Genomic DNA, 25,458 nt, shown 5'->3' with positions numbered 1-25,458 from the left:
TCATACTACATTCGCAGTTATGGAAATGAAAAACGGGGGGAGAGTCCAAAGTGAAATCATTATTACGAAAAAAGGCGATTACTACTGAATCACCACGACAACTACAAAGAACATTAACCGCACTTGATTTAACGTTTTTAGGAATTGGCGCCGTAATTGGGACAGGGATTTTTGTCTTAACAGGTATTGTTGCAGCGAAACATTCTGGTCCTGGTATTATGTTATCATTTCTTATTGCTGCATTTACTTGTGCTTGTGTAGCCTTTTGTTATGCCGAATTTGCTTCTTCTATTCCTGTCTCAGGAAGTGTGTATACTTACGCATACATGACAGTCGGGGAAGTCGTCGCCTTCATCGTCGGATGGTGTTTAATGCTCGAATATTTACTTGCCGTCGCGGCAGTAGCTGTCGGTTGGTCTGGTTATTTACAGTCTTTACTACAAGGATTTAACATCCATCTGCCCGCCATAATCGCCTCGGCACCTGGCGTAGGAAAAGGTGGTCTCATTGATTTACCAGCTGTTTGTATTTTACTCATCATTACTGGTCTTTTAAGTTTTGGTATACGTGAAAGCGCACGCATTAATAATATTATGGTTCTGATCAAGTTAGCCGTTATTATCGCCTTTATCGTAGCAGGTGCAAAATATGTAAAACCTGAAAATTGGACACCGTTCATCCCATTCGGATACGACGGTATTATTACTGGAGCTGCTACTGTATTCTTCGCCTTCTTAGGCTTTGATGCAATCGCAACCGCTGCGGAAGAAACGAAAAAACCACAGCGTGATTTACCAATTGGCATTATCGGTTCCCTTCTTATTTGTACTGTTTTATACATGATTGTATCTTTCGTTTTAACAGGTATGGTTCCGTATACACAATTAGATGTTTCTGATCCAGTTGCGTTTGCTTTGCATTTCGTTGGTGAAGATACGATTGCAGGACTACTCGCTGTTGGAGCGATGACTGGAATGACAACTGTTCTCTTAGTCGTTATGTATGGACAAGTTCGCGTTTCATATGCGATGAGCCGCGATGGCCTACTTCCAAAAGCGTTAGCACGTGTAAATAAAAGAGTGAAAATCCCTTTATTAAATACGTGGATTACTGGTGTTGTTGCCGCTTTATTAGCAGGACTTTTAGATCTGCACGTATTAGCGAATTTAGTAAATATCGGTACATTAACAGCCTTCACATTCGTTTGCTGCGCAGTACTTATTTTACGAAAAACACACCCTGACTTGAAACGCGGATTCCGTACACCTTTCGTACCTGTATTACCAGTTGTCGCTATTCTTTGCTGTTTATATTTAATGGCTAATTTATCTAAAACGACATGGATTAGCTTTATAGCTTGGCTTATAGTCGGTTTATGCTTCTATTTCTTCTACTCTAGAAAACATAGTCATTTAGCTACTGAAAAAGCAAACGATGAACAGAAAAAAGCATAACAAAATAGCTCGCCAATAAAACGGCGAGCTATCTTTCTGTATTATTATATTTTTTCGTTAACGATTGTAAAATGAAAAATATGCCGATGCAAGCTGTAAACGATGCCCAATTTCCTATCGGTGTTGAGTATTTAAAAACGCCAATACCTACAAGCAATAGAAAAATAATCACCTGATATATAAGCTTCCACTTTTGCATATATTCCCTCCTTTACTTCGTTCCCTTCTTTTTCTTCTTCCATGCATTTAAACTATCAAAGAAGAAGTTAATAAATAACGTGCCTAAACCCGCTAATAAGAACGTCATTAAAAATAGAACCCATATACTTTTTTCTTTTAAGAAATAATATCCTACAAGGAGCACAACCGCGATCCATACATATTCAAGAATTCTTTTTAACTTTTTCTCTTCCAAATTATTCGCTCCTTCATTCTATGCTACTTTTAGTATAACAAAAAAGAAGCCTATCATGATAAGCTTCTTTCTCTTCTCTCTTATTTGTTTATGCTTTTTTCAACGAGTGAAATCGCATATTCCATCGTACGATTCATCGTTTCTACTTGTGTATCTTTTACTTTCGCATCTTTTAACACAGATTCTGCCACTGTAATTTTTTGACTCAATGATTTCACTGAACCGTCCGTTACATTTGCAGCTTGCGCTTTTTTCACTACTGCTTTTGCAGATTCAATATTCATTTGTAATTTTTCTTTCAATGTTTTCGGTTGTTCTACTACTTTAGATTGTATAAATGTTTGATTTGCAGTTTTTAATTCATTATATGCTTGAACAATTTGTTCTCCCGTACTCGCTACATTTTCAAACACTTGTTTTGCATTATTATAGCTTTTCTCTAATTCTTGAAATGCTTCCTTTGAATATTGACCTGGCTTATCCCCAAACTCATACGTACCAGCTAACACTTCTTTTACTTTTCCAAGTTCTTCAAATAACGCATTTACTTGCTCTAACTTCGTACGGTTATAAAACTCATTGTACGCTGCTAATACTTCTGAAGAACTTAACGCTTTACTATATAATTTCGCAAGCGCGATTTGTCCATTTAACGGAATACCACCATTCCCATTGCTATCAGGATCCGCTCCAAGTGCAAATGGTACATTTGGATGATACACTTTTCCTGTAGCCGGTTGGCTATTTACTTTTTTGCCATCGACATAAATAGCTACCTCACTTCCGTTATACGTTCCTGTTAAGTGATATGTTTTGTTTGCTTCTAATTGAACGCCAACACGTTTATAACTGCCACCAATGTGAGCCCATAATTCAACATATCCATTTCCTGTAGATTCAAAACCAATTCCGCCACTCTCTGTATTTTGCAAAATACCTTGTCCGCGAATTTCATTCATTGTAAATACTGTTTCTAACGTAAACGTATTTGCAACTTTTTCTTTTTGTGCTGCTGAAAATGGAAGGTATCCAAATGTGTTTGCTTTTCCGTTTAATTTCATAACATTCTTTTTCAATGCTTTATCATATTCAATAGTCACATTGCCCTTCACATCACCTTTTGTACCAAATGGTGAATTGTCTTTAAATGTACCATCTGCAAAGTTCACATCGAAAACATCAGCCTTTGGTACTTTCACATTCGGGTCAATATTATCTTTTTTCGTAGTAATTTCCGCCGTTAATGGTTGTACACTTTCATTGCCAAATGAATCAATCGCAACTACTTCAAGTGTATATGTTTTCCCACCATCTAACCCTGCCAGTGTAAATGTGAGCTCTTTCGGCACTGGATCACGATAAAACTCTGAGAATGCCAACAATTTGTTCTTTATTTCTCCCGTTTGCTTATCTCTAGCTTGTACGCGATAAGAATGAACAAGAAGGTTATCCAGCGCTTGTGGGAATGTTACTGTTGCTGCATTTTCTGTTACATTTGATACAGCGAGCTTTGCATCTTTTGCAAAGTAAGGCTTTTCTTTATCACGATCTTCTACATGTGTAAATGTTTCTTTCTTTGCTGGTAATTTAATTTTCCAAGGCTCGCCTGTCCAAGAATTTGTATGGAAATCACGGCGATTAATCGTTACCTCTTTATCGTCTACTTCCACTAATAAGCCTTGGCTTAATGTACTAGCTCCTGGCGGTATATTCCCTTGTACTTTACCACCTTCAACTTCCATATAACTGACTGAAGATGTACCAACTGATGTAAAGTCTTTTTGATGAATCGATCTCGGGTCGTCTAACGGATAATGTGAATGGCCTGAAAATGTAATAACTTGTGGATATTCTTTTAACACCTCGTTAATTTTCGCACTATCTTTTGTTCCCCACTCTTGGCTACCATATACTGTATCTTTAATATGTTGGTGTAAAAATACGAAAATTGGTTTTTCTGGATCATCTTTTTGTGCCTTTGCCATTTCTTCTTTTAACCAATTAATTTGCTTATCTGAATAATATCCATGAGTTGTCCCATCTTCCGGAGACATAACAAGGAAATGATACCCTTTTACCACTTTGTGATAATAAATCGATTCCATTCCTGTTTTTTCTAAGAAACGCTTCTGTGCGCCCTCTACAGATAAACCGTTCCAATAATCATGGTTACCAAGAGAATTCATTCGCACAGCATCTTTATTTGCATTTTCATTATACACTTGCATGAAACGATCATATTGTTGCAGTGATCCTGAATCAGTAAAATCTCCCACAATTACAAACGCATCTTGTTTAGGTGCAAGTGTATTCAGTTGCTCGATTGCTCGTTTCCAGCGAAACGTATCATCCGTTCCACTATTCTTAATATGTACATCACTTACAACTGGAAAAACTATCTTCTTCTCACTCGGTGCCTTTTCTTGCTTTTTCTCTTCCGCTTTAACTGATGTACTCCACGGAAATGATACGAACGCTAATACAAAAACCATTAATAATCCAATAAGTCCTTTTACTTTTCGTAAAGCTGTTCTTTCCACATGAATCCTCCTCATATAATCAATTAATTACAATGATTATTGTACTGAACACATATTAACTTCATATAAATTACAAATAAAATTTATTTAATTTTTGTAAATATACAGTCAATTTACTGTAACATCCAACATTATTTGTATTATCTTATACAACCATCTTTTGTCTAACAGACTCTTATTCATGATTATGAGTTGGACGCCTATTAAACAAACTTTCCTGAAATTTTTTGCCCCTTTATTAACACAACTATCGTTTTGCAACATTTAATAGTAATAAAAAGAAACTATGAAGGGAGGAGCTATTAATGGCTTGTAAAAAAAATATCGGCTGTTATGCCCCTTTATCTATCATTTGCCCTCCCTATGATCCACCTACTCCCCCTGACCCACCATCTTGTGAATTAGTCAACAATGAATTCGCTGGTAATTTTTTTATAACAAAAGAAATTCCACCGCCTTCTGAAGGTTCTACATTAATCTTATGGGAAGGAGATGGTGTACTTAAAATATCGGGTAATATTTCTGTGTATAATAGCACTAGTAGTACTGAAGCGGTTACGGTTCAAATTATTGGACAGGTGACAAATACTTTCACTGTCTATCCTGGCAACACAATGTCATATACAGGTCAATCATTACAATCTGTGGCAATTATTAATCTCCCAAATAATCCAATTCGGTATATAGAAGGAAAATATTGTTGTCAATTCTCATTTTGCTTTTAAAATGATTTATGACCTCAACTTACAAACTATAAGAAAAAGCATACCATTTTGGTATGCTTTTTCTTATGAAATTGGATAACGTACCGTTAAACATAATTGTCCTTGGCTTACTCCCGTTCCTGTCGTTACGATTTGAATTGTAGTAAAGTACCTTACTGTAAAGGATCCACTACTTTGTGGTTGTACAGTAATTGTATTCACCACTGTCGCTCCTACTAAAAAATTCACCGTAATTGGAGCTGTACCTACATCATATTTCACATAACCTGATGCGTATAAATCTTGCGTAATATTATTCGTATACACCGTTTCCGTTACCGCACCAGTAGCGGACCAATCTATACATACTTGATCTTGTACAAGCGTATTATTGGAGCAACAAGATAAACTAGAATTCCCCATTTTAGCCCTCTCCTATTCTTCTATGAAAGTGGATAACGCGTCGTGATACAAAATTCACCTTGATATGTTCCAGCTGTTGCGGCTGGTAAAGTTACCTCAATTGTTTCAAAACGACGATACGTAAAAGCAATACTAGTTCCTGGATTTAATGTTTGAGTATCAAGTGTATTACCAGCTGAGTCAAGAACTGTTAATGTTATTGCTGCTGGTCCTACATCATATCGAACAAATCCTGTTCCAATTACATTTTGATTAATATTATTGTTATACAGCACATTCGTAATAGCAGTCGCTACTACGGTTCCTGACCACGGACTACACACTTTATCTTGTACATAATTTTTATCTGGACAACAAGTTAACGCTGCCCCTGAGCACTCACAAGACATAGTCAGTTCCCCTCTCTCTTTTTGATTCTCTATATGTGTATGTCCCCCAGAGTCTTTTGCCTGTACTATTCATCTATTTTCAAAAAATATTCATGTGACTAGATAGATTCCGTTTTGTTTCTTTTTTTCATATATTTATAGACAAAGATACTAGCCACGATAAGAATAACGCCTCCTAATATCGGCAGCATATATTGCCCAACAACATCCGCAGCCTTTTCCCAATGCGGACCTAATTTCATTCCAAAATAGACATATAAAGTCGTTAACGGAAACATTGCTACAAATGTATATATGCTAAACTTCCATATGTTCATTTTTGCCATGCCACATGGAACAGAGATAAGCGTTCGAACCCCAGGTACAAAGCGTCCAACAAATGCTACAACCGGTCCATATTTCTCAAAGAAATCATCTGCTTTTTGAATTTGTTCTTCTTTAATAAAGAAGTATTTCCCGTACTTTATTAATAGAGGACGACCACCGTAATAACCGAGTGCATATAACGTTAACGGTCCGGTCGTTCCGCCAAGCGTTCCAGCTAATACAGCTAGCCAAAAATTCATATCACCCTCGTACACCCAATATCCAACCATAGGCAAAACGACTTCTGCTGGAATAAATTCAAACGTTAAAGCCAATACAACTCCAAAATAAGAAAACTGCTTTAAAAACTCAATTATATCTAAAATCATTTGCTCCATATTTTAACTCCTATCCTACATTTACGTTATGCTTTTCTTGTAATTGAACTGGCGCCATTTTTACAATTCGGTTCAAAATAAATAACACAATCCCAATATCATCTAAAATACCGATGAACGGTAAGAAGTCTGGAATTAAATCAAGCGGCATCGCTACATAACCAACTAAAAAAGCAATGGATAAGATTTTCTTCTTTATTGAAACCTCTTTTGAAGTAAAAAAGTCAAATAGGAATGGAACGAAACGACGAACATGAAATACAACTCTTAATCTACTAATCAGTTTTTTCATTTTTATTTCTCCTCTCTTTGTATACAAAAAGGCCCCTACCAAATATGGTAAGGGTCCTAAAAAAGACAATAAGGGGCCTTTACCATTGCTGGTAAAGGTCTCACTAACAACGAAACGTTGCCAATAAAGCCGAGGGTTTCTCCCTGTAATGACGACTTTACTGTAATAAGTTACTCCCCTTTATATACACAATTTTATACAATCACATTAAAATATTTTGGAGGGCTTGTCAATATATTTTATATCCCAATCCCTTCCGTAAAAAACAAAAAACGTATAGGAAATTTCTTACTATCTCATAATATACATAATCATTTTTGAACGAAAGGAGATGTTTCATTTGCATACCGTCTGGAAAGGTGCACTTTCACTTGGACTATTAAATATAGGAATTAAACTATATAGTGCCGTAGAAGAAAACGATATAAAATTTTTAAGTCTCCATAAAGAGTGCTTGACACCTATTAAATATAAAAAATTTGCTCCTGATTGTACGGATGAAGAAATTGATGATAAAGATATTGTAAAAGCCTATGAATACGCACCTCATAAATACATTATTATGGATGAAAAAGAATTAGCTGCGTTGCAAAAAGCTCACGAACCACGATCCATTCGTATTATATCTTTTGTCCAAAATGACGAAATCGATTCTGTTCTTTATGACCGCTCTTATTTTATAGGCCCTACCCCAGGACATGAAAAATCATATTTGTTATTAAAAGAAGCTCTTGAACGTACAAATAAACTTGGGCTTATTCATATTGCTATTAGAAAAAAACAACATTTAGCTATTATCCGTAACTTTGAAGATGGACTTATGTTGCAAACCATTCACTACCCTAATGAAATTCGCGATATAACAAATACACCTAACTTACCAAGTAACGAAAATTATCCGATTCAAAAACAAGAACTCACCGCAGCAATTAATTTAATCCATCACCTTACAAACCCTTTCGAACAAGAGTTATATACAGACGAATATAAAGAAGCTCTTACCGAATTAATCGAAAATAAAATTGAACAACAGGAAAAAACGGAAACAATCTCTCCTGCCCCAAACATCATCAATATTATGGAGACATTACAGGCAAGTATTGAACAAGCAAAAATAAAAAGAAACAATAAAACAGAAAAAGAGGCCAAATAAAATTGACCTCTTTTTCTTTAAAGCGGATTACATTTTGGCATTTCAAGTCCAGACGATTGAGCCAATTTTAATAAGTAATAACATTCCTCTCTTGCCATATGGTCTGCCATTCTAGCTGATAATGTACTTAATACTTCATTTGATAACTCCAATTCTTCAACTTCATGTAAAAAATGTGAAAATAATTTCAATTCAAGTGAAACATCTTTTGTAAACTTCTTTAATGCTGGAAAATGATGAAGCTCCGTTCGTAAATATCCAGTCATCTCAACCGCCTTTAAGTAAAATTGTTCAAAATGCTTCGTAAATTCTTCGCTTTTCTCTTTTAATCTTTTTTCAACAAGATCTAGCCCACCAGAAATAGAACCCGCATGACCAGCCGCATCCGTTAACCAAACGAGATGATAGTGCAGTTCATGAAAAACAGGCGGAACTTCCCCTTTCTTTAAAAACTCTAAAACCGTTATATACTCTTCCACTTCGTTTACCATATGATTAATAAAAGTTGGCGTAAAATGAATTGTAATTTTTCCTTCCAACTGTTTCTGTATAATATTTAATTTAAACATTCGTATTTCCTTAGCTGCTTGTTCTGCTTCTTTTGAGAATTCCACCAGATTTACATTCCGAACTTTATTTAACAAATTCGTAAATAGCTCAACAAAATAAGTAGCTTTTTTTATATCCTCTTTTTCCTTTGGAGCTAACGCATCAAGTAAAAATTGCGCATGATCACTCAGCACTTTTAGCCAAAATTGATGCTCAAACAACGCACTGTCTTCATAATTTCTCTCCACTAAATCCCCTCCGTCTATTCATCCTTCTCTACTACTTGAAGTTTATATCCATCTGGGTCTTGTACTACAATATTCTTTGCACATTCATTTTCTGTATATAAAATTTCATAAAAAGCTAGCTTCTTTTTCAATTTCTCTATGTTAGAAATCGTAAATGTTAAAGCCTCACATGAATCTGTAATACTTTTTTCCCGCCCACCTAACATGCGATTCATAACAAAACTAATTCTCGTTGAATCAGCATCATACCAAACCCCCGTTACATCTAATTGCGGTCTTTCTAAACTAGGTTTAATTCCTAAAATCCCTTCGTAAAAATACAACGTTTCCTTTAAATTTTTCACTTCCAATACAATGAATTGTTTCACAGTCTCCACATTCATTCCCCCCGTACCTATTACTTTTTTATATGTGTCATAAATGCCTATTATGTCTGAATACAATACGTAGTAATGAACATGTAAGGAGGTTTATTCGTGAATAAATATATGAGATCATTCGTGCCCTATCATAGTCCTCTCGATCCTTGTCCTCCGATCGGAAAAAAATATTATTCTACTCCTCCTAATTTATTTTTAGGCTTTCAACCGCCAAACTTACCACAATTCACACCAAAAGAAGCACTACAAAAAGGGACTTTATGGCCTGTTTTTTATGACTATTATGAAAATCCTTATAAAAAAGGGCGGTGACTACTGACGTGAATCAATCGCTACCAGAAGAATACTATCAGCTTTTACTGGAGCTCCAAGAACTAGACTTTGTACTAGTTGAACTCACTCTTTATTTAGATACACATCCAGATGACACCGCTGCAATTAATCAATTTAATGACTTTTCCTATAAACGAAGAGTATTAAAACAAAAGATGGAAGAAAAATACGGGCCACTCCAACAGTTTGGAAATAGCTATTCTAATGCCCCTTGGGAATGGAGCAAAGGTCCTTGGCCATGGCAAATATAAAGGAGAGAAACTATGTGGATTTATGAAAAAAAATTACAATACCCTGTTAAAGTAGGAACTTGCAATCCAGCACTTGCAAAATTATTAATTGAGCAATATGGCGGTGCAGATGGAGAATTAGCTGCTGCACTCCGTTACTTAAATCAACGTTATACAATTCCTGATAAAGTCATTGGTCTCCTTACCGATATTGGTACAGAAGAATTTGCTCACCTTGAAATGATTGCTACAATGGTTTATAAGCTGACGAAAGATGCGACTCCTGAACAAATGAAAGCTGCTGGTCTTGACCCTCATTACGCTGATCATGATAGTGCACTCCACTACCATAACGCTGCTGGTGTTCCATTTACTGCAACCTATATACAAGCTAAAGGTGATCCAATTGCCGACCTATACGAGGATATTGCGGCTGAAGAAAAAGCACGCGCAACATATCAATGGCTTATTAACTTATCAGATGATCCAGATATAAATGACAGCCTACGCTTCTTACGTGAACGAGAAATCGTCCATTCACAACGTTTCAGAGAAGCGGTTGAAATTTTAAAAGAAGAACGTGATAAAAAAATATTTTTTTAAAACACGTATCCTAAGGATATGTGTTTTTTTACGTTATAAGTTAAATCCTTCCTATTAAACATATAAATAGTATATTTATTCGATTTAATGCATTATTTTTTAATTTTTTCAAAATTCCCTATTGCTTTCTAGTCATCAGACCTTTAAAATAATAACAGTTACTCGACAAATTGTTTGAATTTTCGACAAAAACACTCAGTAGGAGGATTTTCTTTATATGCGTACAACTTTAAAACCAGCGCAAATACTTTCGATTAGTTTATTACTATTCGCAGTTTTCTTCGGTGCTGGTAATATGATTTTCCCGCCACTCCTTGGACTTTCTTCTGGAGAGAACATGTGGATCTCCATTACAGGATTTATTATTACAGACGTCGGTTTATCTTTACTAGCTATCGTTGCTGTTGCCCTTGCCGGTGGTAGTTTTAACACGTTAGCAAGCCGTGTTCATCCAAAATTCGCAGCAGTATTCGCTATCATTATTTATCTTTCAATCGGCCCACTATTTGTTATTCCACGAACTGGATCTGTATCTTACGAAATTGGGATTGCACCACTTTTCCCAGACCAATGGTACTCTATGTTAGTTTTTAGTGCGATTTTCTTTACAGTCGTCTACTTCTTATCATTAAATCCATCAAAATTAGTAGATCATATCGGAAAAATATTAACGCCCATTTTACTTGGAATTATTGCAATTATGGCAACAAAAGCAATTCTTTCACCAGGAACGTTTGCAGAACCTGTTGGTGACTATAAAGAAATTCCATTTTTCAAAGGATTTCTTGAAGGGTTTTTAACGTTAGATGCAATCGGTGCTCTCGTACTATCAACAATCGTTGTAAATGCAATTCGTCAAAACGGTATACAAGAGAAGAAATCTATCGCAAAATATACAATCATTTGCGGAAGCATCGCTGCTCTATTCTTAACAATTGTTTACTTCTTACTCGGTTATATCGGAGCTTCAAACGGAAACTTAGGGCAATTCGAAAACGGTGGTCAACTATTAGCTACTGTTATGTATCACTTCTTTGGGACAAGCGGTAATGTTTTATTAAGTATCGCCATTATCTTCGCTTGTTTAACGACAGCAATCGGTGTTGTAAGTGCATTTGCAAACTATTTCGCAACAGTACTAACAAATGTTTCTTACAAAAAGCTTGTACTATACGTTTGTATCTTTAGCTTCGTGATTTCAAACTTAGGTTTAAGTTTATTAATCAAAATTACATTACCTGTATTAATTATTTTATATCCAATTACAATCATTTTAATTTTCGTATCATTTATTGATAAATATACGAAACGTAAACCTTCTGTCTACATCGGAGCAATGATCGCAGCATTCATTATTAGCTGTATTCACGCACTTGATAATGTGGAAATGATACCAAGTTTTATTGCGAATATCGTACACACCATTCCTTTTTATAACTTAGGAATTGGCTGGATTATTCCAGCAATCATCGGTGGTATAATCGGTTACTATATTCCCCAATCAGAAGCTGAAGGTGAAGTTTCTACAAAATAAAGAAAAGAAGCAAGCATGAAATAACATGCTTGCTTCTTTTTATTTTCTATCGCTACATACTGTATTTGTGTATGAACGGACCGTTAACGTATAGTAACCAAAGTAAATGATCATATACACCCCTATACTACCTAATAAAGGAATGCTATATTCAAACATACCTGTAAATCCCATCAAACTTAAAAATGCAAAGAATGTATGACAAATCGCAAGAAGTAATGGTACTAAAAATATTGCACCTACTTGCTTTCTTACAGACTCTGTTGCTTCCTTTTTCGTTAGTCCAATTTTCTTTAACATCCCATACGCTGGTCGCTCTGCCATCGCTTCTGTTATTTGTTTAAAGTATAAAATACAACCTGTTGCAAGAATAAAGACAATCCCTAAAAATACACTAGCAAACAATAATACTGCCCCATCTTGCAATTCAGATTGGCTCGCCTCTTCAAAGGATTGGAATTTCGCTTCTTTGGAAAAGATATTCGCTAGATTTTTCGTTACCTCTGCATTACCATTTCCTTCAACGATAAATCCGCTAACTGTAGAAACAGCATGTCCCTGCTGCAACTTATTAAATAGCGAATCTTGAACAACAAGTCCAATTGGTGCAAGTTTCGCACTCACAACCGTTTCCTCTCGATGATCAACGATTGTAATATCATCCTTCATCCCTTCAAAGTATACATGATTTCCTTCAAGTGAATTCTTTTCGATGTTATACGACTTATACGGATCTAATAAAATAACTTCCTTTTCAGAACCGAGAATAACTTGTTTCTTACCTAACATAGAAGCTACTTTATTATAATCTGTCACTTTTATCATTTGCACATTGCCATTACCTATTAAGTACCCAGTTAATATTTGTTCTCCATTTATCTTCCCTCGCATCGAGAACATAGCTACAGACGTTTCATTTTTAATTGCTAATTCATGTTTTTGAATTTCTTCTCTAACCTTCTTATCTAATTCTTTCCCAGTTGTTACATACTCATAACTAACTGGATTCATTAATGTCGCTGTCTTCTGTGCTCCATAATACATACTAGAACTAATTCCAATGGTACATAATGTTACCGCACTTAATAAAGATAATAACGCCAGCATCTTTACGTTTCCTTTTATTCTAAAGAACAGTGAAGAAATGAATAAAATGTTCGTTCCATTCCAATATTTCGTTTTATCTCCCTTTATTTTATGGAGTGATTTCACTGTATATTGCTCAAATAGTAAAAACGTACCTTTTACAATACAAACAAAAATCAGTAGACCTGTAATAAAAATGGCTCCAAATCCAAAGATTTGTGTGAGTAGCGCAATAATATAACCTGTAATTAATAAAACAATTGCTCGCTTTGCCTTCTTACTTGAATACGTAGGTGCCTCTTCTTTCTGATTTTCACCATATAGTAATTCAACTAAACGATGCTCATAAATTAACTTTTTACTTTTCCATGATGCAATAAAGAAAATTGCGCCTATCGTTATAAGAACTTCTACCATAGATAAAAATGAAATCGTAAATGTAAAAGTAAACGCACTTCCCATTAACTTCACAAGAAGCCCTGCGCACATATTCGCTATAAATAAACCAGCAAGAATACCTAACACACTTGCCACAGCACCAACTAATAACGTTTCATAAAAAAGTAACTTCGCAATTTCTTCTTTACGGATACCTAATAAACTATATAGCGCAATTTCTTTTTTCTTCTTTCGCAAAAAGAAACTATTACAATAAAAAATAAATATCGTTAAAAAGATAATCAACAATATTTGTGCAAACGTAAATGTCGTTTCCACTTTATCCGACTCTTTTAAAAGAGCTACTACACTTTCATTTCGTTTAATCGATACGAATGTAAAATAAATAATAATGCTGCCTACTAATGAAATAAAGTATAGAAAATAATCTTTCATATTTCGTTTTATACTACGTTTTGATACTTCTAAAAAATCCATCATATACCTTCACCCGCTCTCGCATTTCTCTATACATGAAGTGTATACGAAATTGTATTTCTCCCCTATCGATTTTCATTACATCTCTCTTACGATATTGTAATATGACAAAATAAAAGAACCTAGTTTCCTAGGCTCTTCACATCGTATGTTTAAAAGTAAATAACTCTTCTTTTGACTGCACAGCAGATTGTTCCTCTTCTACAACATCCTTCTTTAGCTCTCCTCCTAACCTTACTTTCATCATCGCCTCTTCGATACTTTTTACAATCATATTTCCTGAAAAAATAGTAAGTCCAAAAAATGTAATCGGAACGAGAGGAATCCACGGATTCACTGTTAATGATCTAAAATAGACTCCAATTAGCCCTGACCATTCATGTGTGTAAGATTCTATTTCTTCTATCGGTCCAAAAAACTTAACCGTTCCGCCAAAGAATATTTCTAGTAACCCTAAGTGCAGTAAAATAGTAAGAGTCTGCGTAAACTGCTGAAAAAATACAAGTATAAACGTCATATAAAGATGCGGGAAAAGATGCTTTATAACAATATGTCTTCTCGATCCACCTAATATGCGCGCAGCATCAACAAATTCTTCCGTTCGTAACTTACGAACTTCCTTCGCAACATACAGTGCAATAACTGGCATTACAAGCATTACAAGTAAGACAACTTGAAACGAAGCCCTTTCAAAAAAGGTTGTTGTTTCCTCCCCACTTCCAAATGTACTTGCAAATTGAAGAAAAAAATACGCAATCATAACTGTCGGAATAACTGTAAAACTATCAAAGAAAGCCTCAATTTTTGAAAAACCTCTTTTTATGTACGTTCCGAGGACGACACCGAAAAACACACCTATTACCATTCGAAGTGCCGCAATTAAAATAGATATACCAATCGTCCACTTTGCGCCTTCAATGACTAAATGTAACAGGTCGTACCCTTTCCGGTCTGTCCCGAGTAAAAATTGTAATGAAGGTGAAAACGGTGGTACTTGCGGATTTTCATCCGCATCATATTGCAATGTAACTTGTCTAATATGTCCATCATTCCATATCGTATTTCCGATGCTCAAAAGAACTAATAGGAGAAGAAACCCAATGCTTATCCAAAATCTTTTATCACGTTTTATATACGTCCACATATTATAATCTCTCCTTCATCGCAGCCGGAATAAGATAATGAAACAATTTAAATAAAATAAAAATCGGAATATAAATAAGCAGTACACTCACGATAAAAACTTCAACTCTAATACCCTCATACGATTTCAAAAACATAAAAATACCACCCGTATTAAAAATCCATTCTATAATATATAAATTAGATAACATAAAAAAGATATTCGTTTTCGCAAAGAATAATGTACTAAGCAACACATTTCGTAAAATATGACGATTTAAAATATGAAAGCGCCCCAGCCCTTTCGCCTTAGCAAATAGTACATAATCTTTTTCTAGTTCATTTTCAAAACGAAGCACGACCATTTTTACAAACATAATCGTAGTCGGGATGCTCAAACACAATATTGGCAACCCCCTAATCGACTCGCCTCCAATTGAAGCAATTTGAAAAGGTAAAAAACCTGTTTGTTTAAAAAACCATACAACTAAAATTTGTGATACTAAAATAAGAAGGATATCTGGAATGGATTCTAGCAAGATAAGAAATGATTTAATTCGATGTTGTATACGCGGTGAACTACTCATAATGACATAAACAATACAAAATGCTACAAATAATGAAATAAAAAAAGCAGCTAAAAAAATAATAATCGTTTCTTTATAATGGACGAACAGCTGCGGAAATAAAAATTTATCTCCCACATATTTAAAATTGGTGATGTCCATTAAATTCACAAACACTTCTTGTAAACTCTTTATGTATTGTGATGCATGCAGCTCAAATCCATAAAATAGTTTCGGCAATGTCCCTAAACAAATAATACCCAAAATCGAAATAAGAAATTGAATCGTCACTTCCATCCCATTCAAAAATACTTTTTTGACCATTTTCGCCCTTCTCTCTCTATAATTTACCCTTTAATTTTATTCTCAATTTTCTGAATTGTAAATATTTAATACGTGAAAAATCGCTAGGTTATGACCCTAACGATTCTTTGTGTAACTGTTTTTCTCTTTTCGCAAATGGCGTATATAAAATAAAACATCCAATAAGCGCTGCGAGTTCTAATGAAATAATATAGTAAGGATGTGGTCCTAACATATCAAGTAATGAAGCTGTTTCTGGCTTATGAGCTAAAAACATATAATTACCACCTGTTTTGTAATTTACAAACGAAACAATCGGAATCAATATGTTTAAAAATATCATTGTGCGTTTAATAGATTGTACTGTCGGACGATATCCTTCCACCCAAGTCATAAAGAGTGGCGCCCAAATGAGCAATATATGCGCGATAAAATATTCAATGAACCGAAAATGCGGAAAAGCATACTGCAAGTTTGGCGTTAAAATGGCTTGTGATGCACCAATAATTCCTGTGAAAAATACAATCTCATATATACGGTAACTTTTCGTTATAATCATAATTGACGCTAATAATAAACTAATCGTACATAACTCAAACGGTAATGAAGTGGCTAGCTCAAAAATCCCTGCTTTCCACTCCCACATGTGAAGTCCAATTTCACTCCCTATAAATAGAAATGCAATCGCATATCGAACCGTTATATTCCACTCATTTTGACGTAATACATCTTGGTATTGATATAAAAAAACGATTCCCACCAACAGAATAAATAATATAATGACATGTTGCCTTGAGTAGGGAATAAACGGTTTTAATGGATGCGCACTAAAATAAGCTTCCATCTTCCTTCCTCCTCTCCTTCATACAATATTATTGTAAGAAAGAAACAACGAGTCAATTCATTTGCTTACGCTGCGACAAGCTCTACCTTACATTTACATATTCATACCTTACAAAACTGTAAGGTTATTGTAAGCTAAAACGATTTGTCAGATTCTTTACCTCTTCTATACTTAATGTAGATACTAAAACGAACGAAAAGGTGATAAATAGATGAAGAAGAAAAATAAAGTGTTAATTACTAGTGTAGTAGCAATCGGAATTGCAGCTGGATCATACTTTGCATTTGCTGGTGGCGGTTCAGAAGTAGCAATGGCATATAGCGGATATAAAGTAACAGAAAAACAGATTGAAAACGCGCAAAAATTTGGCGGTGAAGTCATTCCAAACGGAATTGAAACAATTTCATTTGATCCAACAAAAGGTACGTATGAATTAGCTGTAAAAAAAGGTGATGAAGTGAAAAAAGGGCAGCTCCTTTTTAAATATAATGACCCTACTGCGAAACAAGGTGTAACAGAAGCAGAAATGCAAAAGAAAATCGCACAAAAAGAAGTAACATTGTTCCAAAAGCAAATTGATGCTGCGAAACAAAAATTGCAAAAAGATAAAAATGCAGGCCTTCCTGCTGAAGCATTAAAAGCATCAGAAATTGAAGTACAGCAATTAGAATCACAACTTGAAATGAAGAAATTTGAAGTGGAAAAAGCTGATGAGATGATTAAAGCAGCAAAAGAGAAAGTAAACACACTTTCAGTAACGAGCCCTGCCGATGGCGTAATTGATGATATCGTAAAAATCGCTGATGAAAAAACAGGTATGAGCGGCATTACACTTCGTCACGCTGGCCCATTTAAAGTAAAAGGTCAACTTTCTGAATATGAGCTTGCTAGTATGAAAGTTGGGCAAGAAGTAACTGTTTCATCAAAAACGGTCGCTGGTAAGACTTGGACAGGAAAAGTAACAGAAATTGGTTCTACACCATTAAAGAGTATGGATGAAAACAAAACAGTTTCTAACTATCAATTCACTGTCACATTAGATAATAGTGACGAATTACAAAACGGCTTCCACGTTTACGTAACAAGTAAATCTGGCGAAGCAACTGGCACAATTGTTCCAAAAAGCAGCATCGTGAAAAAAGGTGACAAAAATGTTGTCTTCGTCGTAAAAGACGGTAAAGCGAAAGAACAAGCAGTTACTGTTGAATTCGAAACTGATAGTGAAGCAAAAGTTTCTGGAGTGAAAAAAGGAGAGGAAATTATCTCTAAACCGGAAAAAGACTTAAAAGATGGTATGGAGGTTGTCGCCCAGTGATTAACTTAAAAGGCATCACGAAATCCTTCCAAAACGGTGCAGAATCCGTTCAAATATTACACGGTATTGACGTAACACTGAACCAAGGAGAATTCACCTCTATTATGGGACCATCTGGTTCTGGTAAATCAACATTAATGAACATTATCGGTTGTTTAGATAAACCGACGACAGGTACGTACGAACTAGCCGGTCAAAATATTTCAAACATGTCTGAAACAGAACTTGCACGCGTTCGTAATAAAGAGATCGGATTCGTATTCCAAAACTTCATGTTATTACCGAGACTTACAGCGCTTCAAAATGTAGAACTACCTCTTATTTACGCTGGAGTCGATAAAAAAGAAAGACGCGAGCGCTCATTAGCTGCTTTAACAAAAGTCGGTTTAGCTGATCGCGCTACTCACTTACCGAACGAATTATCAGGTGGACAAAAGCAGCGTGTCGCTGTTGCACGTGCAATCGTAAATAATCCAAAGTTCATTTTAGCCGATGAACCGACAGGCGCACTTGATACGAAAACGAGTACACAAATTATGGATCTCTTTTACGAATTAAACAAACAAGGCTCAACAATCATTATGATTACCCACGATCGTGAAATCGGGGAAGCTGCAGCACGTCAAATTGTAATTCGTGACGGAAATATCGTCCAAGATTGGAGAGGTTAATTTTGAACACGAGTGAAAATATACGCATGGCCCTTTCCTCTATCTTTGCCCATAAAATGCGTTCTATCTTAACGATGCTAGGAATTATTATCGGTATTAGTGCCATTATTACTATCATTTCAATGGGTGATGGTACAAATGCAAAGTTTAAAGAAGAATTAGGCCAAGGAAAAGATAATGAAGTAACCATTTACTACAAAAATCCCGATTACGGAACAGATAGTGCAAAAATCACACCTGATATGCTAAACCGTCTGCAAACTGTGTCAGGAGTTAAAGATGTGTATCCAGATGTAAGTATGAAAGTGAAAGCATCTGCCGGTTCAAAAGATGTAAATCTTGATTTAAAAGGTGGAACAGGCGCCTTTATGACAGATTCAAAAATAAAATTAGTTCACGGTCGTGAATTAAACGACAGCGAATTAAACCAAGCAATCCCTGCTGTTATATTAAATGAAGAAGCTTTCAATAAATTGTTTAATGGTTGGGAATCAAATTTATACACAGATATAAAAGGAAAGCCGTATAAAATAGTCGGTGTATACGAAACAAAAAACGAATTTGGAATGGCTATGCCTGAAGGTTATACATCACTTGAAAACGCTCCTGTCATTTCAGGAGTAACTGAGTATGACTCTGTAAGATTAACAATGACCTCTCCGACAGAACGTAAAAATGTAGAAAAACAAGCCGTTTCTGTTTTAAACGAAATGAAAGCTCCTAAATTTGAGCACAAATTCGAAGCACAAGACTTAGGTGAATTTACGAAGCAATTAGATGAGTCAATCGGTATGATGAAAATGGTATTCGGTGGTATTGCCGCTATCTCCTTACTTGTTGGTGGTATCGGTGTAATGAACATTATGCTTGTATCTGTAACAGAGCGTACACGTGAGATTGGTATTCGTAAAGCTCTTGGTGCAACGCGTGGTAAAGTATTGACACAATTCTTAATTGAATCTTGTATTTTAACAGGACTCGGTGGTTTTATCGGATTCATGCTCGGCATCTTCTTCGCTTGGATCGTCTCCATCTTTGCTGGATGGCCACTCGTTGTCTCAAAAGAACTTGGACTTCTTGCAGTAGGTATCTCCATGTTAATCGGTATTATATTCGGTTTACTGCCAGCTAACAAAGCTGCCAAACTGGATCCAATTGAATGTTTACGATATGAATAAACAAAAACGTAGGAGTTTACACTCCTACGTTTTTTATTTATCCCGCTTTAATGGGCAGTAAGACCCCCACCTCAAAATTCAGTGAAAGCAAAGAAGTTAGGTGGGGGTCGGGCTGCCCATTAAAGTCCGATTGGTTCAACTAATAATCAGTGGAAGCCCCCCCACCGATTAAAGTTTCACTTTATCTATTAAATCGTGTTTCTTCTATTATATATATTTCACGTTATCAACACTTTTAATTATTTCAACCTACTAAAGCTATTATAGAATCCTATTATTGCAAAAATACTATGTGATAAACCAAAATCAAGGCGTAATTTTTTCCATACCTCGACTTATTTTGTAACAATTATAGCGATTTTTTATTAAATTTCACCTTATTTCTATTTCTCCACAACTGAAATAGTTATTTTTACATAACTAGTTACCTGCTCCAACAACAAAATACGCATTTTTTGTAATGTATACGAAACAATTATGTAACACCTAGGAAACATTATTAATCTATTAGAAATTGAAATACTCTTTATTTTATGTATCACATGCTCAAACCTCCCCTGAAAACTATAAGAAAGCGCTTTTAGGATATTACTGGAATTATTACAGAATATTAATGAGCCGTTACGAAAGCTTTGTAATTCTATGTTTTTCGCAAATAAGAAAATAATGGTTGCTATAATGAGGTCAACGAAAACAAATGCAATGGAGGCTATTATGAAAAAATTTATGGGTATAGCAACAGCAGCGGTTTTTGGTCTTGGGATTTTCACAACATCTGCTAAAGCAGAAACAATCGTAACGACTGATGTACTAAATGTACGAGAAAACCCAACTACTGAATCAAAAGTTGTAGGAAAATTATTAGATGGATATAAAGTTAACGTTTTACATACAGAAAACGGATGGTCAAAAGTGAAATTGAATAGCGGTAAAGAAGCTTTCATTAGCGCTGACTACACAAAAGACACTTACTACGTAACAGCTAACGTATTAAACGTACGTGCTGGTGCAAACACAGACTCAGAGATTCTTGGTAAATTGAAACAAGATGACGTAATCGAAACAACACACCAAGTTGAAAATGGTTGGATCCAATTTGAATATAACGGAAAAACAGCTTATGTTCACGTTCCTTACTTAACAGGTAAAGCTCCAGTTAAAGTTCAACCAGTAGTTAAAGCTGAAAAAACAACTACAGTTCAAGATACAGCTAAAGCCGTGGCAACAACTAAAGCTCGTGAAGTAGCTGAAACTCAAGCAAAAGCTCAAGCGGAGGAAGCGACTAAAGCTCGCGAAGCAGCTGAAGCTCAAGCAGCGGCTAAAGCTCGTGAAGCAGCTAAGGCTCAAGAGGCAGCTAAAGCTCAGGCAGAAGCTAAAGCTCAAGAAGAAGCTGAAGCTCAAGCAGCAGTTAAAGCTCAGGAAGCAGCTAAAGCTCGTGAAGCAGCTAAAGCTCAGGCAGAAGCTGAAGCTCAAGCAGCAGCTAAAGCTCAAGAGGCAGCTAAAGCTCGTGAAGCAGCTAAAGCTCAAGAGGCAGCTAAAGCTCGTGAAGCAGCTAAAGCTCAAGAAGAAGCTGAAGCTCAAGAGGCAGCTAAAGCTCGTGAAGCGGCTAAAGCTCAAAAACCAGCTACACAACAACCTGTCGCAAAAGAAACTGAAACAAGTGCACCATCATCTTCTCGTGAACTACGTGTTGTAGCAACAGCTTATACAGCAGATCCACTTGAAAATGGTTATAAAGCAGGCGACCAAGTAAAATCAGCTTTAGGTCACAACTTAACAGCTAATCCAAACATGAAACTAATCGCGGTTGATCCAAGTGTCATTCCATTAGGTTCAAAAGTATGGGTTGAAGGTTACGGAGTAGCAATCGCTGGTGATACTGGTGGGGCTATTAAAGGAAATAAAATTGATGTTTTAATGCCTGATAAAGGTACATCAAGTAACTGGGGACGTAAAACAGTTACAGTTAAAGTATTAAACTAGTTCGTATAAAAAAGAGTCGGTCTCAATGAGGCTGACTCTTTTTTTATGATTCTTACATTCTCTCTCCTTCACTCCCGTCCGATTCTATATACAATAGACTACCATTTCAACAGAAAAAAGAGGATGCCACAGCATCCTCTCCTTCTCTCCCCTATTCCACACAAGTAAACTGCGTCCAAGCTCCTACATAATCTAGTAAGAATAACTCTTCTTCTGCAATTGTACCTACAATATTTTTCCGTTCATCTATCGGCATTTCTTTTAGAATGATTTGTAGTTCACCTTTATACTTACCAAATGAATTGTTTCCAATTACAACTTGCCCTCTTTCCTGTCGTACACTTTCGCGCACCGGGAAGTCATAGTCTTTGTATTTCTTACGTACTTCTGTAGAACGTACCATATATTCTGTTATATCGCCGCGTCTTACATGTAATTCTTGTAGCGTGGCTCTCTTCTCTACTTCAGTCGCCTCGTCTACAAAGTGTACCTTTAACTGTAACATGTAACGATTTAAGTTTCCTAGTTTCTCTAACTCTTCTTCACTTGCATAAGCATTTCCGATAATAACGTCATCAATAAGCCCTGTCGCCCATAAATGTTTCGCTTGTACTTCAATCGGTAAGTTACGATGCTCTTCTAATGTACATAATCCGTCGTTAATATCCCATGGACCGATGTTAGCTGCATGTGACGTAATAAACGCTGCCGTGCGAATACCATGTTTTTTAAAGCGTTCACTACAGCGAATGAAATATTCGTATGGAAGTCCAGTAAATTTTTGCGGATAAAAGTTATGACAACCAATTAAAGCTGACTTATTTGCCTGATGCGAAAGAATATTTTCTAAGTACGCAATATCGTTACTTACGTTTAGCTCAATTTTTAAGCCATACGGGTTATTCGTCATTTTCGCTTCAGTTAATCCGTCAAACCCTAAATCTAATCGAATACCGTCTGCACCTAACTCTGCGAAAAATGATAGATCACTATAACTAATACCGAGCTGATCAAAGACAGCCGGAGCTACATCTAAAATAACTTCCATATTATTATCTTTTGCATGATGAATAATTTCTTTAAATTCAGCTACAATTTCTTCTTTCGGACGATTCACAGACAATAGGCATGTGAATATTCTTGAAAAACCGTGGCGTGCCGCTGCCGAAATGTATGCCATATCTTTTTCCTTCGTTGAATGCTCTGGATAAAGTGAAATTCCTAATTTACGCTCCATGCTTTTGCATCTCCTTCACACGTTGTATTAATGCCATGCTCGTAAATCTATATTTTGCAGATAAACATGTTGCACATAAAATCGTTGGTACAATAATTACGTACGGTGATTGTAAGCTTAGCATTACATAGGCACCCATTGAACTACCGATAAATACAATTGATACTAATAGTAAAACTAATAACGATTTACTTTGTACCCATTTTGAATAATGTGCAATACACTGCCCCGCTACAAATGTAATTAAGATGATAATTGCTCCGAGCATTTTTCTTTCTCCTCTCCTGCTAATTGTTGTTTCTCATACATTTTGAAGAACGGATAGTAAATAACGAATGAGATAACAAAGTTAACAAGTACAAGTACACCAGCCATAATTGTCCAGTCCGTACTAATAACCGCTGCAATTGGCGCTAACATCGTAAATGGCAATTTCGCCATCATCATCGGAATCATACCTGAAACAACTGCGAAATATGATACTGTCGTTGTCACTAACGGTGTAATTACGAACGGAATAATTAGGATTGGGTTCATTACAATTGGTGCCCCGAAAATAATTGGTTCATTAATATTGAATAAGCCTGGCACGAATGATAATCTACCTAACTCTTTTAAGAACTTAGATTTAGAGAACATAAACATAATAACTAAAGCTAACGTCGATCCTGATCCACCGATCCATACGAACCATTGAATAAATTGCTCTGTAAATAGGTTTGGTAATTGATGTGCATTTCCTGTAGCTGTGAATACTTCCATATTTTCAAGAATTGCTGAATCCCACATTGGACGAATGATCGGTCCTAAAATCGCAGGGCCATGTATACCGAATGACCAGAAGAATACGATTAAGAATACTGTTAATAAACCGCCGAATAAATTATTTCCTACTAATACTGATTTTAGTGGCGCGATTAAATATGTGATTGTTGTATTTACATCAAATTTCAAACCGTAACGAATGCCCCAGAATAAAAGAATAACTGCTAACGTTGGAATTAATGCTGCAAACGAATTTGAAACTGCTGGTGGTACACTATCTGGTAATTTAATTGAGATATTATGCTTAATCATAAAGTGATAAATTTCTACTGCAATTAAAGCTGTAACAATTGCGCCGAATAAAGATGTTGCACTTAATGTTCCTACTGAAATGTATCTACCTGCATCAATAACACCTGGTACGGCTTTCGTAATTTGAATTGGTTCAACTGATGCTAGTAAAAAGGCGAGTACAGATAATAACCCTGCACTTAACTGATTGAGCTGATAAAAGTTCGCGAGTGAAGCCCCTACCCCAAATGCTGCGTATAACGCCATTAGTCCTACTGTAAATCGGAATGGAATATCTAAAATATGGCGAAACGGTGCAATCCACTCCATGTATGCATCAATTGGTAAGTTTAAAAAGATAACGAAAAATGATCCGACAATCGTTAAAGGTAATGTAGAAATAACCCCATTTCGAATTGCTAATAAATGTCGCTGTCCGGCAATCTTTTGTGTTGTTGGCATAATCTTTTGTTCCATAAAACTCATAAAACCATTCATCAAAACCCCTCCTCTTTCTCTTTTCTATGAAAGGATGAAATAAAGTTATAACATTATAATGTTTATATTTAAAAAAATATAATTATGCTAAAACTAATTGTTCTGCTTGTTTCAGTACTTTCAAACCATCACACATGCCATAATCTCGTTGGTCTATAATCGCAACTGGTATATTGTATGAGTTTGCAAGAAACTGTACCGCTGGAAATAAATATTTCACTTGCGGACCAATTAAAACAACATCAGCATTTTTTATTTCCAGTTTCACAAGTTCTGAATCAACTGCTTTAATTTTATAATTCTTCCCTTGTTTCATTGCCTCTTCTTGCATTTTTCTTACAACCATACTCGTTGACATGCCTGCTGCACAACATAATAAAATGTACATCTTATACTGTCACTTTCTCTTCTACTCGTTTATGAAGAGTGATAAATTCTTCAGCAAGTTCTTTCACTGTAATTGCATTCATTAAATGATCTTGTGCATGCACTAACAGTAAACTGATTTCTGCATGATTTCCTCTTGCTTCTTCTTGAATTAAGTCTGTTTGAATACGATGAGCTGCTGAAATTTCTTCCCTAGCAAGTGTCATCTTTTCACTCGCATTCTCAAAATCTCCTTGTCTTGCAAAAGCAATTGCTTCAAGTGACGCGCTTCTCGCGTTGCCACCATGTAAAATTAACGCAAATGGAGTTTGCATATCAGTCATTTTAAATTCCCCCAAGCCATCTTTTTTCTATATTGTTATCTTATTATGAAAACGCATACAAT

The 25,458-nt window shown here is 35.7% G+C and carries 29 protein-coding genes; 11 read left to right on the top strand and 18 right to left on the bottom strand.

What is annotated here, in order from left to right; all coding sequences use genetic code 11:
• Positions 1-50 precede the first annotated feature (50 nt).
• Positions 51-1,454 (top strand): amino acid permease, encoded by a 1,404-nt coding sequence (locus tag MKY00_RS04360; protein WP_000838699.1) that lies wholly within the window; start codon positions 51-53, stop codon positions 1,452-1,454.
• Between the two features lie 28 nt (positions 1,455-1,482).
• Here the strand turns inward: MKY00_RS04360 and MKY00_RS04355 are convergent, their stop codons facing one another.
• The 3 genes from MKY00_RS04355 to MKY00_RS04345 all read right to left on the bottom strand — a co-directional run bounded on the left by MKY00_RS04355 (position 1,483) and on the right by MKY00_RS04345 (position 4,409).
• Entirely contained in the window at positions 1,483-1,653 is a 171-nt protein-coding gene (locus tag MKY00_RS04355) for a hypothetical protein (RefSeq protein WP_016716549.1), read from the bottom strand.
• Between the two features lie 12 nt (positions 1,654-1,665).
• On the bottom strand, positions 1,666-1,869 hold the full coding sequence (locus MKY00_RS04350; RefSeq protein WP_000391504.1) for a hypothetical protein: 204 nt from the start codon (positions 1,867-1,869) through the stop codon (positions 1,666-1,668).
• Between the two features lie 80 nt (positions 1,870-1,949).
• Positions 1,950-4,409: a LamG-like jellyroll fold domain-containing protein gene (locus MKY00_RS04345; protein ID WP_016716548.1), complete on the bottom strand. Its 2,460-nt coding sequence runs from the start codon at positions 4,407-4,409 to the stop codon at positions 1,950-1,952.
• Between the two features lie 305 nt (positions 4,410-4,714).
• Between MKY00_RS04345 and MKY00_RS04340 the strand changes: the two genes are divergently transcribed.
• Positions 4,715-5,134, top strand: coding sequence for an S-Ena type endospore appendage (locus MKY00_RS04340; RefSeq protein WP_016716547.1), 420 nt, complete (start codon positions 4,715-4,717; stop codon positions 5,132-5,134).
• Between the two features lie 63 nt (positions 5,135-5,197).
• Here the strand turns inward: MKY00_RS04340 and MKY00_RS04335 are convergent, their stop codons facing one another.
• The 4 genes from MKY00_RS04335 to MKY00_RS04320 all read right to left on the bottom strand — a co-directional run bounded on the left by MKY00_RS04335 (position 5,198) and on the right by MKY00_RS04320 (position 6,921).
• Positions 5,198-5,536 (bottom strand): DUF3992 domain-containing protein, encoded by a 339-nt coding sequence (locus tag MKY00_RS04335; protein ID WP_000528442.1) that lies wholly within the window; start codon positions 5,534-5,536, stop codon positions 5,198-5,200.
• Between the two features lie 20 nt (positions 5,537-5,556).
• Entirely contained in the window at positions 5,557-5,925 is a 369-nt protein-coding gene (locus tag MKY00_RS04330; RefSeq protein WP_001277532.1) for a DUF3992 domain-containing protein, read from the bottom strand.
• A gap of 98 nt (positions 5,926-6,023) precedes the next feature.
• Positions 6,024-6,629, bottom strand: a complete 606-nt coding sequence (locus MKY00_RS04325) for a DedA family protein (RefSeq protein ID WP_000437066.1) — start codon at positions 6,627-6,629, stop codon at positions 6,024-6,026.
• A 10-nt stretch (positions 6,630-6,639) separates the two neighbouring features.
• Positions 6,640-6,921 (bottom strand): YkvA family protein, encoded by a 282-nt coding sequence (locus MKY00_RS04320; RefSeq protein ID WP_000733844.1) that lies wholly within the window; start codon positions 6,919-6,921, stop codon positions 6,640-6,642.
• A gap of 340 nt (positions 6,922-7,261) precedes the next feature.
• Here MKY00_RS04320 and ku point away from each other — a divergent pair, with 340 nt between their 5' ends.
• Positions 7,262-8,074 (top strand): non-homologous end joining protein Ku, encoded by an 813-nt coding sequence (gene ku, locus MKY00_RS04315; protein ID WP_016716546.1) that lies wholly within the window; start codon positions 7,262-7,264, stop codon positions 8,072-8,074.
• A gap of 17 nt (positions 8,075-8,091) precedes the next feature.
• Here the strand turns inward: ku and MKY00_RS04310 are convergent, their stop codons facing one another.
• Together MKY00_RS04310 and MKY00_RS04305 are read right to left on the bottom strand one after the other, a co-directional pair.
• Complete coding sequence (locus MKY00_RS04310; RefSeq protein ID WP_016716545.1) at positions 8,092-8,871, bottom strand: DUF2935 domain-containing protein; 780 nt, start codon at positions 8,869-8,871, stop codon at positions 8,092-8,094.
• A gap of 14 nt (positions 8,872-8,885) precedes the next feature.
• Entirely contained in the window at positions 8,886-9,314 is a 429-nt protein-coding gene (locus MKY00_RS04305; RefSeq protein ID WP_141114890.1) for a VOC family protein, read from the bottom strand.
• Positions 9,315-9,347: 33 nt separating this feature from the next.
• Between MKY00_RS04305 and MKY00_RS04300 the strand changes: the two genes are divergently transcribed.
• From MKY00_RS04300 to brnQ2, 4 genes are all read left to right on the top strand, one after another.
• Positions 9,348-9,563, top strand: a complete 216-nt coding sequence (locus tag MKY00_RS04300) for a spore coat associated protein CotJA (protein ID WP_001046257.1) — start codon at positions 9,348-9,350, stop codon at positions 9,561-9,563.
• Positions 9,564-9,571: 8 nt separating this feature from the next.
• The gene (locus tag MKY00_RS04295; RefSeq protein WP_001076510.1) at positions 9,572-9,835 is read left to right on the top strand and encodes a spore coat protein CotJB; all 264 of its coding nucleotides are present in this window, start codon (positions 9,572-9,574) and stop codon (positions 9,833-9,835) included.
• Positions 9,836-9,847: 12 nt separating this feature from the next.
• Positions 9,848-10,417: a spore coat protein CotJC gene (cotJC, locus tag MKY00_RS04290; protein ID WP_000265273.1), complete on the top strand. Its 570-nt coding sequence runs from the start codon at positions 9,848-9,850 to the stop codon at positions 10,415-10,417.
• A 217-nt stretch (positions 10,418-10,634) separates the two neighbouring features.
• Positions 10,635-11,951, top strand: a complete 1,317-nt coding sequence (brnQ2, locus tag MKY00_RS04285; protein WP_016716543.1) for a branched-chain amino acid transport system II carrier protein BrnQ2 — start codon at positions 10,635-10,637, stop codon at positions 11,949-11,951.
• Positions 11,952-11,990: 39 nt separating this feature from the next.
• On the opposite strand, the gene MKY00_RS04280 is transcribed toward brnQ2, so the two are convergent.
• The 4 genes from MKY00_RS04280 to MKY00_RS04265 all read right to left on the bottom strand — a co-directional run bounded on the left by MKY00_RS04280 (position 11,991) and on the right by MKY00_RS04265 (position 16,748).
• Entirely contained in the window at positions 11,991-13,913 is a 1,923-nt protein-coding gene (locus MKY00_RS04280) for an ABC transporter permease (protein WP_341035428.1), read from the bottom strand.
• A 139-nt stretch (positions 13,914-14,052) separates the two neighbouring features.
• Positions 14,053-15,057: an ABC transporter permease gene (locus MKY00_RS04275; RefSeq protein ID WP_000269937.1), complete on the bottom strand. Its 1,005-nt coding sequence runs from the start codon at positions 15,055-15,057 to the stop codon at positions 14,053-14,055.
• A 1-nt stretch (position 15,058) separates the two neighbouring features.
• The gene (locus MKY00_RS04270) at positions 15,059-15,925 is read right to left on the bottom strand and encodes an ABC transporter permease subunit (RefSeq protein WP_016716541.1); all 867 of its coding nucleotides are present in this window, start codon (positions 15,923-15,925) and stop codon (positions 15,059-15,061) included.
• Positions 15,926-16,013: 88 nt separating this feature from the next.
• Positions 16,014-16,748 carry a YwaF family protein gene (locus MKY00_RS04265; RefSeq protein WP_074585716.1) on the bottom strand — a complete coding sequence of 245 codons (735 nt, stop codon included), beginning with the start codon at positions 16,746-16,748 and terminating at the stop codon, positions 16,014-16,016.
• 211 nt (positions 16,749-16,959) lie between these two features.
• Here MKY00_RS04265 and MKY00_RS04260 point away from each other — a divergent pair, with 211 nt between their 5' ends.
• From MKY00_RS04260 to entC, 4 genes are all read left to right on the top strand, one after another.
• Positions 16,960-18,063, top strand: coding sequence for an efflux RND transporter periplasmic adaptor subunit (locus tag MKY00_RS04260; protein WP_016716539.1), 1,104 nt, complete (start codon positions 16,960-16,962; stop codon positions 18,061-18,063).
• Positions 18,060-18,734, top strand: coding sequence for an ABC transporter ATP-binding protein (locus tag MKY00_RS04255; RefSeq protein ID WP_000609103.1), 675 nt, complete (start codon positions 18,060-18,062; stop codon positions 18,732-18,734). Before MKY00_RS04260 ends, MKY00_RS04255 begins: the two co-directional genes overlap by 4 nt.
• Before the next feature lie 26 nt (positions 18,735-18,760).
• Entirely contained in the window at positions 18,761-19,912 is a 1,152-nt protein-coding gene (locus MKY00_RS04250) for an ABC transporter permease (protein WP_404841256.1), read from the top strand.
• Between the two features lie 591 nt (positions 19,913-20,503).
• Positions 20,504-21,895 (top strand): cell wall-binding protein EntC, encoded by a 1,392-nt coding sequence (entC, locus tag MKY00_RS04245; protein WP_141114891.1) that lies wholly within the window; start codon positions 20,504-20,506, stop codon positions 21,893-21,895.
• 151 nt (positions 21,896-22,046) lie between these two features.
• Here the strand turns inward: entC and MKY00_RS04240 are convergent, their stop codons facing one another.
• The 5 genes from MKY00_RS04240 to MKY00_RS04220 form a co-directional block, all read right to left on the bottom strand.
• Entirely contained in the window at positions 22,047-23,132 is a 1,086-nt protein-coding gene (locus tag MKY00_RS04240) for a DUF871 domain-containing protein (RefSeq protein ID WP_016716537.1), read from the bottom strand.
• On the bottom strand, positions 23,122-23,400 hold the full coding sequence (locus MKY00_RS04235) for a hypothetical protein (protein WP_000900037.1): 279 nt from the start codon (positions 23,398-23,400) through the stop codon (positions 23,122-23,124). Before MKY00_RS04235 ends, MKY00_RS04240 begins: the two co-directional genes overlap by 11 nt.
• Entirely contained in the window at positions 23,376-24,686 is a 1,311-nt protein-coding gene (locus tag MKY00_RS04230) for a PTS sugar transporter subunit IIC (RefSeq protein WP_001013055.1), read from the bottom strand. The genes MKY00_RS04235 and MKY00_RS04230 overlap by 25 nt, the downstream gene beginning before the upstream one ends.
• A gap of 82 nt (positions 24,687-24,768) precedes the next feature.
• Positions 24,769-25,074: a PTS sugar transporter subunit IIB gene (locus tag MKY00_RS04225; RefSeq protein ID WP_016716536.1), complete on the bottom strand. Its 306-nt coding sequence runs from the start codon at positions 25,072-25,074 to the stop codon at positions 24,769-24,771.
• Between the two features lies 1 nt (position 25,075).
• Positions 25,076-25,396, bottom strand: a complete 321-nt coding sequence (locus MKY00_RS04220) for a PTS lactose/cellobiose transporter subunit IIA (RefSeq protein ID WP_000131337.1) — start codon at positions 25,394-25,396, stop codon at positions 25,076-25,078.
• Between the last annotated feature and the right edge of the window lie 62 nt (positions 25,397-25,458).

Source organism: Bacillus sp. FSL R9-9834, assembly GCF_038006905.1.
In the GTDB taxonomy this organism is placed as follows: Bacteria; Bacillota; Bacilli; order Bacillales; family Bacillaceae_G; genus Bacillus_A; species Bacillus_A pacificus.
Note: the sequence above shows the minus strand (reverse complement) of the source record. Positions and strands in the feature narration are given on the sequence as shown.

What these genes read in the sequence shown, in the direction of transcription:
- MKY00_RS04355 (WP_016716549.1), bottom strand. Translation starts at nt 1,653, where the DNA reads ATGCAAAAGTGGAAGCTTATATATCAGGTGATTATTTTTCTATTGCTT.
- MKY00_RS04340 (WP_016716547.1), top strand. Translation starts at nt 4,715, where the DNA reads ATGGCTTGTAAAAAAAATATCGGCTGTTATGCCCCTTTATCTATCATT.
- MKY00_RS04335 (WP_000528442.1), bottom strand. Translation starts at nt 5,536, where the DNA reads ATGGGGAATTCTAGTTTATCTTGTTGCTCCAATAATACGCTTGTACAA.
- MKY00_RS04330 (WP_001277532.1), bottom strand. Translation starts at nt 5,925, where the DNA reads ATGTCTTGTGAGTGCTCAGGGGCAGCGTTAACTTGTTGTCCAGATAAA.
- MKY00_RS04325 (WP_000437066.1), bottom strand. Translation starts at nt 6,629, where the DNA reads ATGGAGCAAATGATTTTAGATATAATTGAGTTTTTAAAGCAGTTTTCT.
- MKY00_RS04320 (WP_000733844.1), bottom strand. Translation starts at nt 6,921, where the DNA reads ATGAAAAAACTGATTAGTAGATTAAGAGTTGTATTTCATGTTCGTCGT.
- cotJC (WP_000265273.1), top strand. Translation starts at nt 9,848, where the DNA reads ATGTGGATTTATGAAAAAAAATTACAATACCCTGTTAAAGTAGGAACT.
- brnQ2 (WP_016716543.1), top strand. Translation starts at nt 10,635, where the DNA reads ATGCGTACAACTTTAAAACCAGCGCAAATACTTTCGATTAGTTTATTA.
- MKY00_RS04280 (WP_341035428.1), bottom strand. Translation starts at nt 13,913, where the DNA reads ATGGATTTTTTAGAAGTATCAAAACGTAGTATAAAACGAAATATGAAA.
- MKY00_RS04275 (WP_000269937.1), bottom strand. Translation starts at nt 15,057, where the DNA reads ATGTGGACGTATATAAAACGTGATAAAAGATTTTGGATAAGCATTGGG.
- MKY00_RS04270 (WP_016716541.1), bottom strand. Translation starts at nt 15,925, where the DNA reads ATGGTCAAAAAAGTATTTTTGAATGGGATGGAAGTGACGATTCAATTT.
- MKY00_RS04265 (WP_074585716.1), bottom strand. Translation starts at nt 16,748, where the DNA reads ATGGAAGCTTATTTTAGTGCGCATCCATTAAAACCGTTTATTCCCTAC.
- MKY00_RS04260 (WP_016716539.1), top strand. Translation starts at nt 16,960, where the DNA reads ATGAAGAAGAAAAATAAAGTGTTAATTACTAGTGTAGTAGCAATCGGA.
- MKY00_RS04250 (WP_404841256.1), top strand. Translation starts at nt 18,761, where the DNA reads ATGGCCCTTTCCTCTATCTTTGCCCATAAAATGCGTTCTATCTTAACG.
- MKY00_RS04240 (WP_016716537.1), bottom strand. Translation starts at nt 23,132, where the DNA reads ATGGAGCGTAAATTAGGAATTTCACTTTATCCAGAGCATTCAACGAAG.
- MKY00_RS04235 (WP_000900037.1), bottom strand. Translation starts at nt 23,400, where the DNA reads ATGCTCGGAGCAATTATCATCTTAATTACATTTGTAGCGGGGCAGTGT.
- MKY00_RS04230 (WP_001013055.1), bottom strand. Translation starts at nt 24,686, where the DNA reads ATGAATGGTTTTATGAGTTTTATGGAACAAAAGATTATGCCAACAACA.
- MKY00_RS04225 (WP_016716536.1), bottom strand. Translation starts at nt 25,074, where the DNA reads ATGTACATTTTATTATGTTGTGCAGCAGGCATGTCAACGAGTATGGTT.
- MKY00_RS04220 (WP_000131337.1), bottom strand. Translation starts at nt 25,396, where the DNA reads ATGACTGATATGCAAACTCCATTTGCGTTAATTTTACATGGTGGCAAC.